Below are 17359 nucleotides of genomic sequence, written 5' to 3'. Positions count from 1 at the left end.
AAGGCTGTACGACATGACGCCCTACGCCCGCCGCGGTGTGCACGGCCAGACCGTGGAGGCCCTGGCGCGCCGCATCCTCGGCGGCGAGATCCCGGAAGGGGCCACGCTCGACCTGGTGGCGTTGCAGAGCGAACTCGACGTCAGCCTCACCGCCCTGCGCGAGTCCCTCAAGGTGCTCGCCGCCAAGGGCATGGTCGACGCCCGCCAGAAGCGCGGCACCTTCGTACGGGCCCGCGCGGACTGGAACCTGCTCGACGCCGACGTGCTGCGCTGGCAGTTCGAGGGTGGCCGGACGACCGGCGCGCAGTGGTCGCTGCTGCGCAACCTCGCCGAGGTCCGCGCCATCATCGAACCGGCCGCCGTCCGGCTCGCCGCCGAGCGCCGCACCGAGGCCGACCTGTTGCTGCTGGAGACGGCCGTGGAGGCGATGGCGCGGGAGGACACCGACCCGGGTCACGCCGTCGACGCCGACCTCGCCTTCCACCGCGCCCTGCTCGCCGCCACCCACAACGAACTGCTCGAACGTATGGAGATGGTGATCGAGTCGGGGCTGGCCCACCGCGACCGGATCGTGCACAGCTCCCCGCACAGCGAGGACCCCGTCCCCGCCCACCGCGCCGTCCTGGACGCCGTACGCGACCGCGACCCCCAGGCGGCCGAGACCGCCATGCGGGCCCTGCTCGACCAGGCGGGCCGCGACCTGGCACGCATCGACCACCCCGAGGACGGGACGGGACCGGACCGGGCGACGGGGGCCGAGGACACGAAAGGCAGCGACGGCCAGTGAAGATCGACCGGATAGAGACCTTCCTCGTCCCGCCGCGCTGGCTGTTCTGCCGCGTCGAGACCGACGACGGGGTGGTCGGCTGGGGCGAGCCCGTCGTCGAGGGCCGCGCCGAGGTCGTCCGCGCGGCCGTCGACGTCCTCGCCGAATACCTGCTGGGCCAGGACCCGCTGCGCATCCAGGACCACTGGCAGGTGCTCACCAAGGGCGGCTTCTACCGGGGCGGCCCGGTGCTGTCGAGCGCCGTCGCGGGCCTCGACCAGGCCCTGTGGGACATCGCGGGCAAGACCTACGGCGCGCCTGTGCACGCTCTGCTGGGCGGTCCGGTGCGCGACCGGGCGAGGGTCTACGCCTGGGTCGGCGGCGACGAACCCACCCAGCTGGCCGAGCAGATATCGGCCCAGGTCGAGGCGGGTTTCACCGCAGTGAAGATGAACGCCGCCGGGGCCACCTCGCCGCTGGCCACGGTGGCGGAGACGGCGGCCGTGGTCGCCCGGGTGAGCGCGGCCCGGGAGGCCCTCGGCCCGTACCGGGACGTCGCCGTCGACTGCCACGGCCGCTTCACCGCCGCGAGCGCCCGCCGCGTCCTCACCGAACTGGCCCCGCTGCACCCGCTGTTCGTGGAGGAGCCGGTCCTTCCCGAACACGGCCACCTGCTGCCCGGCCTGGTCGCCGCCAGCCCGGTGCCGCTGGCCACCGGCGAACGCCTGTACTCCCGCGCGGAGTTCCTGCCCGCCCTCGCCGCCGGCATCGCGGTCGCCCAGCCCGACCTCTCGCACGCCGGCGGCATCTCCGAGGTGCACCGCATCGCCTCGCTCGCCGAGACCTACGGCGCCCAGCTCGCCCCGCACTGCCCGCTCGGCCCCATCGCCCTCGCGGCCGGCCTCCAAGTCGCCTTCGCCGCACCGAACTTCCTCATCCAGGAACAGAGCCGCGGCATCCACTACAACAAGGACGCCGACCTCCTCTCCTACCTCGTCGACCCCGAGCCCTTCCGCTTCGTCGACGGACACGCGCACCGCGGCGACGCCCCCGGGCTCGGCATCACCCTCGACGAGGCGGCCGTACGCGCGGCCGACCGCACCGGACACCGGTGGCGCAACCCGGTGTGGCGGCACGCCGACGGCTCGTTCGCGGAGTGGTGAGCGTGCCGCTCGACGTCGTGACCGACCTCGCGCACGGCGGCCGCTGGACCTCCCTGCGGCACGGCGGCCGCGAGTGGCCTGTGGCGGCCCGACCGCCCCGAACGCCGGCACGTGGCACCGGGCGACGCGTTCGTGGACGCGGGCGGGCTGGAGGAGTGCGTCCCCACCGTCCGCGGCACCCCCGACCACGGGGACGCCTGGTCCCGGCCCTGGACGCGGGACGGGGACGCGGAGACGGTCCGCTGCGACCGCTTCACCCTGACCCGCACACGGCGCGGTACGGCCGACGGCGTGGTGGCCGACCCCGGCTTTCGCTTCGTCTGGGCCGCCCACGCGCTGCTGGACCTCTCCGGCGAGGCCGTCCTGCGGGCCCGGGAGGGGGCGCCCACCCGGCTGTTCCCGGAGGCGGCGCCCCTGCTGGACGGTCCCTGGCCGGACGGCGCCCGCTGGGTGGCGGGCAGCTGGCCCGCGCCCCTGGGGCTGCGGCTCGACCGGTTCGGGCCGGACGACGGCACGGCGGTCGGCGCCGTGGTGGACGGCGGCCGCTGCTGTGCGCACGACGGCCCGGACCGGCTCGCCCTGGCCGTCGAGGCGGAGGGACAACCGCTGTCCGTCGCCCTGTGGCGCAACCTCGGCGGCTTCCCCGCCGACCGGCCCTGCCGCAGTACGGGCGTCGAGCCGATGCTCGGCCGCGTCTTCGACCTCGACGACGCGGGCCCGGACGACGCCGCCCGCGTCCCCGCCTCGGGCGAGGTCCGCCGGCGGCTCACCGTCGGCGCCGACTGCCCCTGCCCCCGCTGACCATGGAAGGAGCCCCGCTCGTGGATCTGCGAGCCGCCCTCGCCGCCCGTCGCCTGCTCGCCGTCGTGCGCGGCGGCGACCCGGTCGCCGCCCTGCGCACCGTGCTGGCCCTGGCCGAGGAGGGCATCGAGCTGATCGAGGTGTCGCTCAGCGGCGCCGACGCCCTCACCGTCATCGCCCGGGCCCACCGGGAACTCGGCCCCGGCCGACCGCTGGGCGCCGGCACGGTGCTGACCGCCGCCGACGCGCGGGCCACCCACCGCGCGGGCGCCACCTTCGCCGTCACCCCCGGCCTCGGCGCCGGCGCCGACACCGCGCGGCAGCTCGGCATGCCGGTCCTGGCGGGCGTGCTGACCCCCACCGACGTGATCGCGGCGCAGGCCCGCGGCGCGGCCGCCCTGAAACTCTTCCCGGCCGCCGAGGCCGGCGGAGCGGCCTACCTGAAGGCGCTGCGCGGACCGTTCCCCGACGCCGCGTTCGTCCCGGTCGGCGGCGTCGACGTGCCGGCCGCACGGGCCTGCCTGGCCGCCGGAGCGACCGCCGTCGGCGTCGGCTCCCCGCTCGTCGGCGACGCCGCGGACGGCGGCAGCCTCACCGCCCTGCGCGACCGGGCCCGCGCGTTCCGGGCCGCCGTACCCGAGGAGGGACCGGCATGACGGCCTCCTGGTGTCCGGCCCCGGGGCCGGTCGTCTGCCTCGGCGAGACCATGGCCGCCCTCGCCCCCGACCCGCCCCGGCCGCTGGCGGACGCCGAGCAACTGCGGCTGTCCGTCGCGGGGGCGGAGTCCAACGTGGCCATGTACCTCGCCGACCACGGCGTCCCGGCCCGCTGGCTCTCGGCCGTCGGCGACGATCCGCTGGGCCGCCGGGTGCGCGCCGCGGTGGCCGCCGCCGGGGTCGACGTGACGCATGTGCGCACCGACCCGCGCCGCCCCACCGGCCTGCTCCTCAAGAACCCGGGCCCCACCGGAACCCGCGTCCACTACTACCGCACCGGCTCGGCCGCCTCGGCCCTCGGCCCCGGCCTGCTCGACGGCGAACCCCTGAACTCCGCCGCCCTGCTGCACCTCACCGGCATCACCCCCGCGCTCTCCGCGTCCTGCCGCGCCCTGGTGACCCGGGCCCTCGACCCGCCCGCCGCCGAACGGCCGTACGCCATAAGCTTCGACGTCAACCACCGGGCCGCGCTGTGGCCCGACGGCACCGCGCCCGTGGTGCTGCGCGCCCTCGCCGACCGGGCCGACATCGTTTTCGTGGGCCTCGACGAGGCACAGGAGCTGTGGGGCGGCGACCTGACCGTCACCGGCCTGCGGGACCTGCTGCCCGGCCCGCGGATCCTCGTCGTCAAGGACGGCGGCCGGGCCGCGACCGCCGTGACCGCGAACGGCGCGTGCACGGTGCCCGCGCTGCGCACGGCCGTGGTGGAACCGGTCGGCGCGGGCGACGCGTTCGCGGCCGGCTTCCTGGCCGGGCTGCTGCGCGCCGAGCCGCTGCCGCGGGCCCTGCGGCTCGGCCACCTCACCGCCGTCTCCGCGCTCAAGGTGACGGGGGACCACGGTCCGCTGCCCGGCGGGACGGACATCGCCCGGCTCCTCGAACTCCCGGACGGGGACTGGCAGCGGTACGGCGACGGCCCGGGATGCGGGCCGAAAACGGTCGGCCGTGTGTTCGCTCCGTAGTCACCGACGAAAAAACACGTGGACCGAGCGACCCTCGTCGCGGGAGACTTCCCCTACCTGACCTGCCGATACCAGGCCGTCGCTGACCATGCGGCGGCCGACTCGGCATGCCGTGCGACGACTACACAGGGTTGAGATGACATCCTCTGTCGATTTACCTGCGACGGGACCCCGCAAGGGCGCCGTCATGCTCGCGCTTCGTTACTACGGACGGGAGCTGGCCCGGCTCAAGTGGCTCACGCTGCCCGGGACGCTGCTGCCCGCGCTGGGCAACATCGGAATCAACTACGTGGCACCGCTGGTCGTGGCCAAGCTGGTCGGCCGGATCGCCGACGGCCACGGACTCGGCTTCGGCACCGCACTGCCGTACGTCCTCGGCTTCGGCGGTGTCCTGCTGCTCGCGGAGGTGCTCTGGCGGATCGGTCTGCACTGTCTGAACCGTCTGGACGCCCTGGGCATCGAGCGGTTGTACGTCATCGGCATGGACGAACTCTTCGCCAAGGACGCCGCGTTCTTCCACGACAACTTCGCCGGCTCGCTCACCAAGCGGGTGCTGAGCTTCGCCACCCGCTTCGAGGAGTTCGCGGACACGCTGACCTTCAACATCGTCGGCAGTTTCGTGCCGCTGGCGTTCGGGTCGGTGGTGCTGTGGCGCTATGAACCGCTCCTGGTCGTCGGACTGCTGACGATGATCGCGATCACCGGTGTGTGCGTGGTGCCGCTGATCCGCCGCCGGCAGCGGCTGGTCGCCCAGCGCGAGGAGGCCATCGCCCGGGTGTCCGGGCATGTCGCGGACAGCCTGATGAACATGGACACGGTCCGGGCGTTCGCCGCGGAGGAGCGGGAGGCCGCCGAACACCGGTCGCGGGTGGCCGAGTCACGGCGGCGTCAGCTGCGCTCGTGGGACTACGGCAACCTGCGCATCGACACCTTCGTCGCCCCGATGTCGGTGGCGACCAACGCGCTGGGGCTGCTGCTCGCGGTCGCGCTGGCCGGTGGCGGGCACGGCGTGGAGGCGGTCGTGGTCGCCTTCACGTACTACTCCAACGCGACCCGGATCATGTTCGAGTTCAACCAGATCTACCGGCGCATGGAGAGCTCCATGACGGAGGCGGCCCAGTTCACCGAAGTGCTGCTGGACCCGCCGACCGTCGTCGACCCGGAGGTTCCGGAACCGCTCGCGCCGCAGACCGCCGGCGTCCGCTTCGAGAAGGTCTCCTTCACCCACGCGGGTGCGAAACCACTGTTCGAAGGACTTGAACTGGACGTGCCCGGCGGGTCGAAGTTCGGATTCGTCGGGAGGTCGGGCGGCGGCAAGACCACGCTCACCCGGCTGCTGCTGAGGATGACCGACATCGACGCCGGGCGGATCATGATCGGCGGCCAGGACATCAGCCGGCTGCGCCAGGCCGATCTGCGCGGCCAGATCGCCTACGTCCCGCAGGACCCGGCGATGTTCCACCGCACCCTGCGGGAGAACATCGCCTTCGCCCGGCCGGGCGCCACCGACGCCGAGATCCGGCTGGCCGCCGAGGCCGCGCACGTCACCGAGTTCGCCGACGCGCTGCCGGACGGGTTCGACACCATGGTGGGGGAGCGCGGCGTCAAGCTCTCCGGCGGCCAGCGCCAGCGGGTCGCCCTGGCCCGGGCGATCCTGCGGGACGCCCCGATCCTGCTCCTGGACGAGGCGACCAGCGCGCTGGACTCGGAGAGCGAGATCCTGGTCCAGGAGGCGCTCTGGCGGCTCATGGAGGGCCGCACGGCGCTGGTGGTGGCCCACCGCCTGAGCACGGTCGCCTCGATGGACCGCCTGGTGGTCCTGGACCGCGGCCGGATCGTCGAACAGGGCACCCACCACGAACTGCTCGCCGCCGAGGGCGCCTACGCCAAGCTGTGGCAGCACCAGTCGGGCGGGTTCCTGGACGAGGGGCCGGCGGCGCGGGCCGAAGTCCATTAGGCGCTTCACCGGAGGTGCCGGGGGTGCCGGGGGTGCGTTGTCGGTCGGCTGCGGGATCGTCGTGGCTGGTCGCGCAGTTCCCCGCGTCCCTTGCGGGCGCTGGAGACCGGACGTGGGCGGATGGTAGACAGGTGATCATGAATGACCTGTCTGCCCTCGCCCGCCCGGCGGTTCCGCGATGACCGCCGGGATCGACACCCCCGACCACCGGGGCCGCACCGGTCTCGACCGCGCCGGAATCGGCCTGACCGGCAACCCGCGCGTGAAGGTGCGGGAGGTGGAACTCCTGTCCAGCAACTGGTACGTCGAGCGGGCCACCACCTTCGACATCCAGCACTCCGACGGCACCTGGCACACCGAGCGGCGCGAGACCCACGACCGCGGCAACGGCGCCACGCTCCTGCTCTACGACACGGACCGCGAAACCGTCCTCCTCACCCGCCAGTTCCGCTTTCCCGCGTACGTCAACGGCCACCCCGACGGCATGCTGGTCGAGACCCCGGCGGGACTCCTGGACGACGCGGCCGAGCACCCGGAGCACGCGGTCCGCCGCGAGGTGGTCGAGGAGACCGGGCACACCGTCGGCGAGGTGGAGCACGTCTTCGACGTCTACATGAGCCCGGGTTCGGTCACCGAACGGATCTCCTTCTACGCGGCCGCCTACACCCCCGCCACCCGCACCCACGAGGGCGGTGGCCTGGCCGAGGAGGGCGAGGACATCGAGATCCTCGAACTCCCCTTCCGGCGCGCCCTGGAGATGATCCGCACCGGCGAGATCGCCGATGCCAAGACCATCATGCTGCTCCAATGGGCTGCGCTGGACGGCCCGTTCGCCCGCGACTGACCGCAGCCCCGCGCCCCGGCGCTACGCGTCCTGCCGCGGCTCCCGTACGACGGCGGTCTCGCCCGGTGCCACGGTGACCGTGCCGTCGGTCGGCTTGCCGGACAGCAGTTCCACCGACCCGGCCGCGACCGGGACTTCGGCGCCCTGCCCGGCGTGGTCGATCACGAACACGTAGTCCGCGTCCGCACCGCGCCGCACGACGACCTCCACACCCGCCGGGGCGGTGCGGCCCGCGGCCACCCCCGCCTCGGCGCGGATCCGGCCGAGCAGCCCCGCCAGGGTCTCCGCGTCCGGGAGCGTCGCCACGTACCAGGCGGTGCCCGCGCCGTAGCCGTGCCGGGTCACCGCCGGCACCCCGGCCAGCGGTCCGTCGGCGTACGACGTCACCGCCGTCGCGCCGGCCAGCCCCACCCGCTCCGACCAGAGCGAACCCGTGCCGCCCTCGCTCAGCGCCACCCGCTCCCCGGGCAGCAGCGGGAACAGCTCGTCGGTGCGCACGCCCAGCAGCTCACGGAAGGCGCCCGGGTAACCGCCCAGCCGCACATGGCAGTTCTCGTCCACCGCGCCGCTGTGGAAGCCGATGGCGAGGCTGCCGCCGGCCTCCGCGAAGGCGGTCAGGTTCGCCGCGCCCGTGTCGTCCACCAGGTACAGGCTCGGGGCCAGCACCACCTTGTACGCCGACAGATCCGCGTCCGGGCGGACGAAGTCCACCGCCACGCCCGTCCGCCACAGCGGTTCGTACCAGGCGCGCACGACCTCCAGGTAGCGCAGCTGCTCGCTCGGCTGCGAGGGCAGCTCCACGGCCCAGCGGGCGTCCCAGTCCCAGACGACGGCCACCTCGGCCGTGCCGGTGCTGCCGCGCACCTCGGCGAGCGCCTGGAGATCGGCGCCCAGCCGGACCACGTCACGCCAGATCTGGCTGTCGGTCCCGGCGTGCGGCAGCATCGCCGAGTGCCACTGCTCGGCACCCGCCTTCGCCGCCCGCCACTGGAAGTAGCAGATGCCGTCCGCGCCGTGCGCCACGTGCGCGAGCGCGTTGCGGCGCAACTCGCCCGCCGTCTTGGCCCGGTTGACGGGCTGCCAGTTGACGGCGCCGGTCGAGTGCTCCATCAGCAGCCACGGCCCACCCGCCAGCGACCGCATCAGATCACCACTCAGCGCGATGTCGATCTGCGACTCCGGGTCGGCCGACATCAGGTAGTGGTCGTTGGCCACCACGTCCAGCTCCGGTGCCCAGCGCCAGTAGTCGAGGGCGTCGAAGTTGTGCATCACCATGAAGTTGGTGGTGGCGGGGATCGTGGGCGCCGCCTCGCGGAACACGTCCCGCTCCGCCGTGTACAGCGACAGCAGCTCGTCCGAGCAGAACCGCCGCCAGTCCAGCTGGTGCGTCGGGTTGGGGACCGCGCCGGTCGCGCGGGGCGGCAGGATCTCCTCCCAGTCGTAGTACCACTGGCTCCAGAAGGTGGTGCCCCAGGCGTGGTTGAGGGCGGCCAGGTCGTCGCCGTACCGGGCGCGCAGCCAGCGGCGGAAGGAGGCCGCGCTGGTGTCGCAGTAGCAGGCCGCGTTGTGGCAGCCGTACTCGTTGTGGACGTGCCACATCCTGACGGCCGGGTGGCTCGCGTACCGGTCGGCGATCGCGCCCGTGATCCGCAGCGCGGCCGCGCGGTAGGCGGGGCTGCTCGGGCAGAACGTCTGGCGGCTGCCGTACGACAGGGCGCGGCCGTCGTGGTCCACCGGGAGCGCCTCGGGGTGGGCCCGGAAGAACCAGGCCGGCGGGGCGGCCGTCGGGGAGGCGAGGTCGGCGGCGATGCCGTTCTCGTGCAGCAGACCGAGGATCCTGTCCATGCGCGAGAAGTCGTACACGCCCTCGGAGGGCTCCATCAGCGCCCACGAGAAGATGCCGACGCTCACCATGTTCACGCCCGCCTCGCGCATCAGGCGGACATCCTCGGCCCACACCTCCTCGGGCCACTGTTCGGGGTTGTAGTCGCCGCCGTAGGCGATGCCGGGGACGGAGAGGGTGCGGTTGCTCATCGGTTGACTCCGGTAACTCCGGTGAGAAGGCGGCGGGTCGTCTCCACGCCCCACTGGTCCAGGGAGAGCAGCCGGTCGCTGGAGGCGACCAGGCCGCCGACGGCCGCCACGTGCGCCGCCCAGCGCGCACGGGTCTCCACGGCGGGGCGGGCCATCAGGCAGTCGGGGTCGTTGACCCAGAGGCGGTCGTGCTGCCACTGGCGGCCGACCCCGGTGAACTCGGCCGGGTCCTGGCCGGGTTGGCTGAAGTCGTCGGCCTCGGGGCGGCGGTGCGGAGCGGTGTCCGGGCTGACCCGCATCGCGTCGAACAGGCCGATCGAGGGCAGGATCGGCGCGCCGCAGCCGAGCAGGTAGGCGTCCGCGCCGATCGCGTCCCGGATCAGGCCGATGCCCAGCCGGTAGGCGGTCAGCGCGTCCGCGCCCGAGTGCCGTACGCCGTCCATCGCGCCCGCGTAGAGGAAGTCGGCCTTGAAGTAGTCGTAGCCCTCGGCGCGCAGCGTCGTGTAGACGTCGGTGAGGTAGGCCGCGGCGGCCGGGTGGGTGGTGTCCAGGACGTACAGCACGTGACCCCAGTTGCGGCCCGCGCGCAGCGGGCTGCCGTCGGGGTCGCGGACCAGCCAGTCCGGGTAGGTCTCGGCGAGGTCGCTGGCCGGGTCGACCAGGAAGGGCGCCGTCCAGATGCCCGCCCGGCGGCCGCGGGCGCGGATGGCGTCCGCGATGCCCCGCCGGGAGCGGAAGCGGCCGGAGAGGGTCAGCCAGTCGCCCAGCGCGCTCTGGTAGCCGTCGTCGATCTGCACCACGTCGATCGGCAGGTCGAGGGTGTCCATCGCCCGCAGGTTCTCGTGGATGTCGTCCTCGGTGACGGCCGTGAAGTACTCGTACCAGGAGCACCAGACGGTGGGCGCGGGGCGGGGCGCCGGCAGGGCCAGGGCGCCGGCCCAGTCGGCCAGCACGGACTGGATGCCCGTGCCGGTCCACTCCTTGACCGGGCCGTCGGCCTCGACCTCGGCGACCCCGGCCGCCACGGTCAGCCGGATCGAGGGAACCTCGTGCAGTGGGTCGGCCGCCGCCCAGAGCCGGACCGGTGAACCGTCTCCCGGGTCGAGCGCCAGCAGGCCCTCGCCCTGGAAGGCCCCGGCGGGGACGGCACGGCCGGGGCGGTAGCAGACGGTCGCCCAGTTGGCGTTCGTCGGACGGTACGGGACCGTGCCGAGGGCGTAGGTGCCGCTCGGCGACCAGGACTGCCAGCCCTCCTCGTGGACCCGGGCGGTGCGGGTGTCCACGGGCACGGAGGTGACCGGGGTGAACGGGTTGTGCACGAGGTTCTCTTTCGGACGGGGCCGGATCAGCCCTTGGCGGAGCCCAGGGTCAGACCGCTGACGAACTGCTTCTGGAGCGCGAAGTACACGAGCAGCGTCGGGATCGCGGTCAGCAGGGAACCGGCGGCGACCAGGTTCGGGTCGGTGAAGTACTGACCGGAGAGGTTGTTCAGCGCCGAGGTGATCGGCATGTTCTCACCGGTCGAGATCAGCACCAGGGCCCAGAAGAAGTCGTTGTAGATCCAGATCGACAACAGGGTCGCCAGGGCCGCCATCGCCGGCTTGCACAGCGGCAGCGTGATCTGCCAGTACAGCCGCCACACCGAGGCGCCGTCCACCAGCGCGGCCTCGGTCAGCTCGTGCGGCAGCGAACGCATGTAGTTGCTGAGCACGAACGCGCAGAACCCGGACTGGAACGCCACATGGATCAGCACCAGGCCGAGCGCCGAGTCGTACAGCTTGCCGCTCGCGGTGATGCCCGGCAGGTTCGTCAGCAGGTACATCCGGTACAGCGGGGTGATGATGACCTGCTGCGGCAGCAGGTTGCCGGCCGTGAAGACCAGCAGCAGGAAGAGGTTGACCCGGAAGTCGAAGCGGGCGACGTAGAACGCGACCATCGACGACAGGAACAGCGTGAGCAGCACGGCCGGGACCGCGATGACCAGCGTGTTCATGAAGTAGTGGGTCATGTCCGACTGCTCGAACGCGTTCTTGAAGTTGTCGAAGTTCAGCGTGTGCGGCCAGGACACGTAACCGCGGTTGCTGGTCTCGCTGTACGGGCGCAGTGCCGAGAAGATCGCCCACAGCAGCGGGGCGAGCCAGGCCAGGGCCGTCAGCGCCAGGAACGTGTGCAGCAGGACGCGGGCCGGGCGGATCGGGTTGCGCTGCTTGGGCAGCGCGCTCACGGTGCTCATGCGCGCCGCTCCTTCCGGAAGGTCGCGATCAGGTAGGGAATGATCACGATCAGGGAGATGAACAGCAGCACCACCGCGATCGCCGAGCCGTAACCGATACGGCTGGACTCGCCGATGATGTTGTTGGTCACCAGGATGGAGAGCAACTCGGTGCCCTGCGCGCCCTTGTTGAAGACGAAGACCAGGTCGAAGGCGCGCAGCGACTCGATGATGGTCACGACCAGGACGATGGTGTTGGTCGGGCGGAGCGTCGGGAAGATGACGTTCTTGAACGTCTGCCACTCGTTGGCGCCGTCGAGGGCCGAGGCCTCGCGCAGCGACGGGTCGACGCTCTTCAGACCGGCCAGGTACAGGATCATCATGTAGCCGGTGTGCCGCCAGGACGCGGCGACCAGGACCGCCCACAGGTTGAGGTTCGGGTCACCGATCCAGTCGATGTAGTGGCCCGGCTTGTTGGCGCCGATGAGGCTGTTGATCAGGCCGGTGTCCGGGTTGTAGATCAGCTGCCAGACGAACCCGATGCACGCAAGCGAGATGACGACGGGGAGGAAGAACGCCGTCTGGTAGACCCGGCTGAACCGGATCTTCTTGTCCAGCTGCACGGCCAGGAACAGGCCGAACGGGGTCGGGAGCAGGATGAGGACGACGAACCAGATGACGTTGTGCTGGACGGCGGGCCAGAACTGCGGGTTGTCGTTGAAGAGTTGCTGGAAGTTGTCGAGTCCGACCCACTTGATGGAGTCGAAGCCGATGCCGTCCCAGGAGGTGAAGGCGAGGAGGATCGAGGCGAGGGCGGTCACCCAGACGAGGAGTACATGCAGAACCGTCGGTACGCCGGCCATGAAGGCGAGCGTGATGCGGTCACGGCGGGTCAGCAGACGCTTGTGCCCCTGCTGGACCCGCTTCTTCCCGGACGCGCGCCCAGGAGGCGGCACGGCGGCCGCCTCCTGGGACTTCGTGGTGGTGTCAGTCGTCATTCAGCAGGCTCACTCGGACGCGAAGATGGTCTTCTTCTGGCGCTCGATGGACGAGAGCAGGCTGTCGACGCCCTTCGGGTTCTGCAGGAACTTCTGCAGACCCGGCTGCATCACCGTGGAGGTGAAGTCCGGACGGGAGTCGCGGTCCATGAACTGGGTGAGGCTCTTGGCGCCGCCGATCATGTCGAACGCCTTCTTCTGCAGCGTCGAGTAGGCGGCGGTGGAGGCCTTGCTGGAGGCGGCGACCACGCTCGGGTCCGTCTTCAGGTAGGTCTCCTCGGCGGCCGGGGTGCCGAGGTACTCCAGCAGCTTCACGACACCGTCGTGGTTCTTCGGGGACTTGCTCACCATGAAGCCGTCGGTGGGCGCCTCCACGGTGTCCTGGCCGTACGCGGAGTTGATCTCCGGGAACGGGAAGAAGTCGAGGTCCGCGAGGTCCGAGGCGTTGGTGAACTGCTGGGCCACGAAGGTGCCCAGGAGGTACATGCCGGCCTTCTTCGACACCAGCGTCTGGGCGGCGTCCTGCCAGGTGCGGCCCATGAAGCCGTCCTGGTGGTAGGGGAGGAGCTCGGCCCAGTGGTCGAAGACGTCCTTCACCTTGGAGTCGGTCCAGGCCGCCTTGCCCGCCATCAGCTCGACGTGGAAGTCGTAGCCGTTGAGGCGGAAGTTGATCTGGTCGAAGGTGCCCATCGCCGGCCAGGCGTCCTTGTCGCCGAAGGCGATCGGGACCAGGCCGTCCTTCTTCATCTGCTTGCACAGCGCGACCAGTTCGTCCCACGTGGTGGGAACCGTGTAGCCCTTCGCCTGGAAGACGCTCTTGCGGTAGAAGACCGCCCAGGGGTACGTCGTCAGCGGCACGAAGTAGTACTTGCCGTCCGCGCCCTTGCTGAGCTTCTTCATCGCGTCGGGGAAGTTGGCCCCGATCTTCTCCCACACGTCGTCGATCGGGGAGGCGAGGCCCTTGGCCGCGAAGAACTGCATCCGGTAGCCGGCGAACCAGTTGAACACGTCGTCCGGCGTGCCCTGCAGATACGAGTTGATCTGCTCCTGGAAGGTGTTGTGGTCCTTGGTGTTCACCTTGACGGTGACGCCGGACGACTTCTTGAAGGCGTCGTAGACGGACTGGTACGCCTTCTTCGGCACGGCGTCGGACGCGTTGGAGCCGAGGCTGACGGTCTTCGAGTCCGAGCCGGAGGACCCGCTGCCTCCGCAGGCGGACAGCAGGGGTATGCCGGCACCGGCGAGCAGCGCGGCCGAACCGGCACCGCGGATGACGTTACGGCGGCTCGGACCCGGCACGTGAAGACCGGACGGGGAGATGCGCATGGCGGCTCCTGGGTAACAGGGTTCGGCAAGGGGAAGAGCTGATCTTCGAAAGGTCCCGAAACCGATCAGAAACCAACTCGGCCGAACATCGTGGGCGCAATAACAGCCGCTTGTCCGCTCATGCGTCAATAGCCTGCGTCTCTCTCGCCCGTCTCTTGCCCGAAACGTAATCGACATGGTCGCCTGCCGGTTTGTTGAACGGAGCGGAACGACGGAGCCCCCACGGGACAAACTCCGTGGGGGCTCGTGTGCGGGCGTGTTGGTTTCGGGTCGCGGGACCAGCGGTTTAACCCGCGGCAACCGGACCGGCACGGCTCGTTCTACGGCCGTACGAGCAGCTGGAAGTCGAAGGCGTACCGGGACGCCCGGTAGACATGGCTGCCGTACTCCACCGGCCGACCGGTGTCGTCGTACGCCGTGCGCTGCATGGTCAGCAGGGCGGCGCCCTCCTTCTCGTCGAGCCGGACGGCCTCCTCGGCGGTGGCGCTGCGGGCGCCCACCGTCTGCCGGGCGCTGTGCAGGGTGATGCCCGCCGTGCGCATCATCCGGTAGAGGCCGGTCGACTCCAGCCGTTCCGTGTCGAGGTCGATCAGGGCGGCCGGCAGGTAGTTGCACAGGAACGCCACCGGCTGGCCGTGCGTGCAGCGCAGCCGCTCCAGGACGACCACCTCCGCGCCCTCGGCGATCCCGAGCGCGGCGGCCACCTCGGCGCTCGCCGGGATCCGCTCGTTGCGCAGCACCCGGGTGGTCGGGCCCTGTCCGGCCGACTCCAGGTCGTCGTAGAGGCTGCTCAGCTCCAGCGGCCGCTTGACCTGGCTGTGCACCACCTGGGTGCCCACGCCCCGGCGGCGTACGAGGAGGCCCTTGTCGACGAGGGACTGGATGGCCTGGCGGACCGTGGGCCGGGACAGGCCGAGCCGTACCGACAGGTCGATCTCGTTGCCCAGAAGGTTGCCCGGGGCGAGCACTCCGTGCTCTATGGCCTCCTCCAGTTGCTGGGCGAGCTGGTAGTAGAGCGGCACCGGACTGCCACGGTCCAGGGCGAAGTCCAGGGCGTCGAGTGCCGAGACGGTCGCGGTGCGGGTGGAATCACCGGTTCGGGCCACCGGGACACCTCCTTCCGGGGGTCGGGGGAATCAGAGATGGCGGCGGCGGTCGGCGACCTGCCGGTCGTACGCCTCGCGGGCGCGTACGGCGGCCTCGCGCCCGGCGGTCTCGGCGACCGGCACGTCCCACCAGGCCTCGGCGGGGGGCGCGGTGGGCGCCGGGTCCGTCTCCACGTACACACACGTCGGCCGGTCGCTCGCGCGGGCCGCCGCGAGTGCCTCGCGCAGCTCCCGCACGGTCTTGGCGCGCAGCACCTCCATGCCGAGGCTGGCCGCGTTGGCGGCGAGGTCGACGGGCAGCGGCGCCCCGCCGAAGGTGCCGTCGGCCGAGCGGAACCGGTAGGCGGTGCCGAACCGCTCGCCGCCCACCGACTCGGAGAGGCCGCCGATCGAGGCGTACCCGTGGTTCTGGATGAGGACCAGGTTGACCGGCAGGCCCTCCTGGACGGCGGTGACGATCTCGGTGGGCATCATCAGGTAGGTGCCGTCGCCGACCAGCGACCAGACCGTGACGTCCGGGGCCGCCTGCTGGACGCCGATACCGGCCGGGATCTCGTAGCCCATGCAGGAGTAGCCGTACTCCAGGTGGTACTGGCGCGGCGAGCGGGCCCGCCACAGCTTGTGCAGGTCGCCCGGGAGCGAGCCGGCCGCGTTGATGACAACGTCGTCATCCCCGACGACCGCGTCCAGGGCACCGAGCACCTGGGTCTGGGTCGGCACGGCGTCCTCGTCGTCCGCGCGGTAGGCCGCCTCGACGACGGCGTCCCAGCGCTCCTTGCCCGCCCGGTACCCGGCCTCGTGGTCCGCAGTGACCCGGTACCCGGCCAGCGCCTCCGTGAGGGCCGTGAGCCCCGCCCGCGCGTCGCAGACGAGGGTCCGCGCGGCCAGCTTGTGGGCGTCGAACCCGGTGATGTTCAGGTTCAGGAAGCCGACGTCCGGGTTCTGGAAGAGGGTGCCGGAGGCCGTGGTGAAGTCCGTGTACCGGGTGCCGACACCGATGACCAGGTCGGCGGTACGGGCCACGTCGTCGGCGACGGCGGTCCCGGTGTGCCCGATCCCGCCCAGGTCGGCCGGGTGGTCGTGGCGCAGTGCGCCCTTGCCCGCCTGGGTCGAGGCGACGGGGATGCCCGTGGCCTCCACAAGGGCCCTCAGGGCGTCTTCCGCGCGGCTGTGGTGGACTCCGCCGCCCGCCACGATCAGGGGGTGCCGAGCGGCCCGTACGGCGCGTACGGCGGCGGCCAGCTCCACGGGGTCGGGGGCCGGCCGCCGGACCCGCCAGACGCGCTCGGCGAAGAACTCCTCCGGCCAGTCGTACGCCTCGGCCTGGACGTCCTGGGGGAGGGCCAGGGTGACCGCGCCGGTCTCGGCCGGGTCGGCGAGGACCCGCATGGCGTTGAGGGCGGAGGGGATCAGCGCCTCGGGCCGGGTGATCCGGTCGAAGTAGCGGGAGACCGGGCGCAGGGTGTCGTTGACGGAGACGTCGAACTCGGTCGGGTGCTCCAGCTGCTGCAGCAGCGGGTCGGGCGCGTGGCTCGCGAAGTAGTCGCCGGGGAGCAGCAGCACGGGGAGCCGGTTGATGGTGGCGAGGGCGGCGCCGGTCACCAGGTTGGTGGCCCCCGGGCCGATGGACGTGGTCACCGCCTGCGCCGAGAGCCGGTCCAGCTGGCGGGCGTGGCCGACCGCCGCGTGCACCATCGCCTGCTCGTTGCGCCCCTGGTGGTACGGCATGACGTCGCCGTACTCCAGGAGTGCCTGGCCGATCCCCGCCACGTTGCCGTGGCCGAAGATGCCCCAGGTGCCGGCGATGAGCCGGTGCCGGACGCCGTCGCGCTCGGTGTACTGGGCGGACAGGAACCGCACCAGCGCCTGGGCGACGGTCAGGCGGGTGGTCGGCTGACTCATGGGGGACCTCATTCGGACGGGGTGGCGTACAGGGGGAGACGGGCGTCGGCCGGTGTCGGCCCCGGCGTCCGCGGGCCGTGCCGGACGCCGGGGCGCTCCGCGCGCGCCAGGGGTAGGCCCGGCGGAAGCGGGTAGGCATCGCCTTCGGAACGGCCCGTCGCGACGCGGCCGGAGGCCTGTGCTGGCGGCTCGGTCATGCGGGGCTCCTCGCGGGTGGGCTGATGCCCCTCAGGTGTAGATCGGGGCAGGTCGCGCTGTCAATGGTTTGTACTTACATTCGGACCTGAGTGTGAAATGATGTCTTAACAAAGTATTGACAGCGGGCCGCACAGGGACTTGTATCCCGTCCCAACGCAAAGCAGTGACCCGGACCACCTCCGTCGGCCCGGGTCCACGGATCGTCGAGATCCGTTCCTTTCCCCCGTAGCACAGTGAGGTGCAGGAAAGATGGACCGCTCTTCCCACTCCCGTTCGCGCAGGCTGGCCCCGATGGTGGCAGTCGCCGCGGCGGCAGCCCTGACCCTCGCCGGCTGCTCCAGCAGTTCCGGAGGTAAGAAGTCCGAGGACACCGG

The 17359-nt window shown here is 71.8% G+C and carries 15 protein-coding genes; 7 read left to right on the top strand and 8 right to left on the bottom strand.

The window, feature by feature from the left end:
• Positions 1-13 precede the first annotated feature (13 nt).
• The 7 genes from IEZ11_RS46880 to IEZ11_RS46850 all read left to right on the top strand — a co-directional run bounded on the left by IEZ11_RS46880 (position 14) and on the right by IEZ11_RS46850 (position 7209).
• Positions 14-787 carry a FadR/GntR family transcriptional regulator gene (locus IEZ11_RS46880; protein ID WP_189269221.1) on the top strand — a complete coding sequence of 258 codons (774 nt, stop codon included), beginning with the start codon at positions 14-16 and terminating at the stop codon, positions 785-787.
• On the top strand, positions 784-1929 hold the full coding sequence (dgoD, locus tag IEZ11_RS46875; protein WP_189269220.1) for a galactonate dehydratase: 1146 nt from the start codon (positions 784-786) through the stop codon (positions 1927-1929). The genes IEZ11_RS46880 and dgoD overlap by 4 nt, the downstream gene beginning before the upstream one ends.
• Before the next feature lie 111 nt (positions 1930-2040).
• Positions 2041-2730, top strand: coding sequence for a hypothetical protein (locus tag IEZ11_RS46870; protein ID WP_308426599.1), 690 nt, complete (start codon positions 2041-2043; stop codon positions 2728-2730).
• A 20-nt stretch (positions 2731-2750) separates the two neighbouring features.
• Positions 2751-3386, top strand: coding sequence for a bifunctional 4-hydroxy-2-oxoglutarate aldolase/2-dehydro-3-deoxy-phosphogluconate aldolase (locus IEZ11_RS46865; protein ID WP_189269219.1), 636 nt, complete (start codon positions 2751-2753; stop codon positions 3384-3386).
• Positions 3383-4408, top strand: a complete 1026-nt coding sequence (locus tag IEZ11_RS46860) for a sugar kinase (protein ID WP_189269218.1) — start codon at positions 3383-3385, stop codon at positions 4406-4408. The genes IEZ11_RS46865 and IEZ11_RS46860 overlap by 4 nt, the downstream gene beginning before the upstream one ends.
• Positions 4409-4595: 187 nt before the next feature.
• The gene (locus IEZ11_RS46855; RefSeq protein ID WP_189269217.1) at positions 4596-6365 is read left to right on the top strand and encodes an ABC transporter ATP-binding protein; all 1770 of its coding nucleotides are present in this window, start codon (positions 4596-4598) and stop codon (positions 6363-6365) included.
• A gap of 178 nt (positions 6366-6543) precedes the next feature.
• On the top strand, positions 6544-7209 hold the full coding sequence (locus IEZ11_RS46850) for an NUDIX domain-containing protein (RefSeq protein WP_189269216.1): 666 nt from the start codon (positions 6544-6546) through the stop codon (positions 7207-7209).
• A 21-nt stretch (positions 7210-7230) separates the two neighbouring features.
• Here IEZ11_RS46850 and IEZ11_RS46845 read toward each other — a convergent pair whose 3' ends face one another.
• The 8 genes from IEZ11_RS46845 to IEZ11_RS46810 all read right to left on the bottom strand — a co-directional run bounded on the left by IEZ11_RS46845 (position 7231) and on the right by IEZ11_RS46810 (position 16984).
• Complete coding sequence (locus IEZ11_RS46845) at positions 7231-9243, bottom strand: beta-galactosidase (protein WP_189269215.1); 2013 nt, start codon at positions 9241-9243, stop codon at positions 7231-7233.
• Positions 9240-10562 (bottom strand): glycoside hydrolase family 36 protein, encoded by a 1323-nt coding sequence (locus tag IEZ11_RS46840; RefSeq protein ID WP_189269214.1) that lies wholly within the window; start codon positions 10560-10562, stop codon positions 9240-9242. Before IEZ11_RS46840 ends, IEZ11_RS46845 begins: the two co-directional genes overlap by 4 nt.
• 26 nt (positions 10563-10588) lie before the next feature.
• A complete protein-coding gene (locus IEZ11_RS46835; protein WP_189269213.1) occupies positions 10589-11476 on the bottom strand; it encodes a carbohydrate ABC transporter permease in 888 nt (295 codons plus the stop codon).
• Complete coding sequence (locus tag IEZ11_RS46830; protein ID WP_189269212.1) at positions 11473-12453, bottom strand: carbohydrate ABC transporter permease; 981 nt, start codon at positions 12451-12453, stop codon at positions 11473-11475. The genes IEZ11_RS46835 and IEZ11_RS46830 overlap by 4 nt, the downstream gene beginning before the upstream one ends.
• 9 nt (positions 12454-12462) lie before the next feature.
• Positions 12463-13779, bottom strand: a complete 1317-nt coding sequence (locus IEZ11_RS46825; RefSeq protein WP_189269211.1) for an ABC transporter substrate-binding protein — start codon at positions 13777-13779, stop codon at positions 12463-12465.
• A gap of 320 nt (positions 13780-14099) precedes the next feature.
• A complete protein-coding gene (locus tag IEZ11_RS46820; RefSeq protein ID WP_189269210.1) occupies positions 14100-14885 on the bottom strand; it encodes a GntR family transcriptional regulator in 786 nt (261 codons plus the stop codon).
• 30 nt (positions 14886-14915) lie between these two features.
• Positions 14916-16787 (bottom strand): 3D-(3,5/4)-trihydroxycyclohexane-1,2-dione acylhydrolase (decyclizing), encoded by a 1872-nt coding sequence (iolD, locus tag IEZ11_RS46815; RefSeq protein ID WP_189269209.1) that lies wholly within the window; start codon positions 16785-16787, stop codon positions 14916-14918.
• A gap of 8 nt (positions 16788-16795) precedes the next feature.
• Entirely contained in the window at positions 16796-16984 is a 189-nt protein-coding gene (locus IEZ11_RS46810) for a hypothetical protein (protein ID WP_189269208.1), read from the bottom strand.
• Between the last annotated feature and the right edge of the window lie 375 nt (positions 16985-17359).

This window comes from Streptomyces fuscichromogenes (genome assembly GCF_014645815.1).
Classification (GTDB): domain Bacteria; phylum Actinomycetota; class Actinomycetes; order Streptomycetales; family Streptomycetaceae; genus Streptomyces; species Streptomyces fuscichromogenes.
The sequence above is the reverse complement of the archived record's forward strand: the minus strand, read 5'-3'. Positions and strand labels throughout refer to the sequence as shown.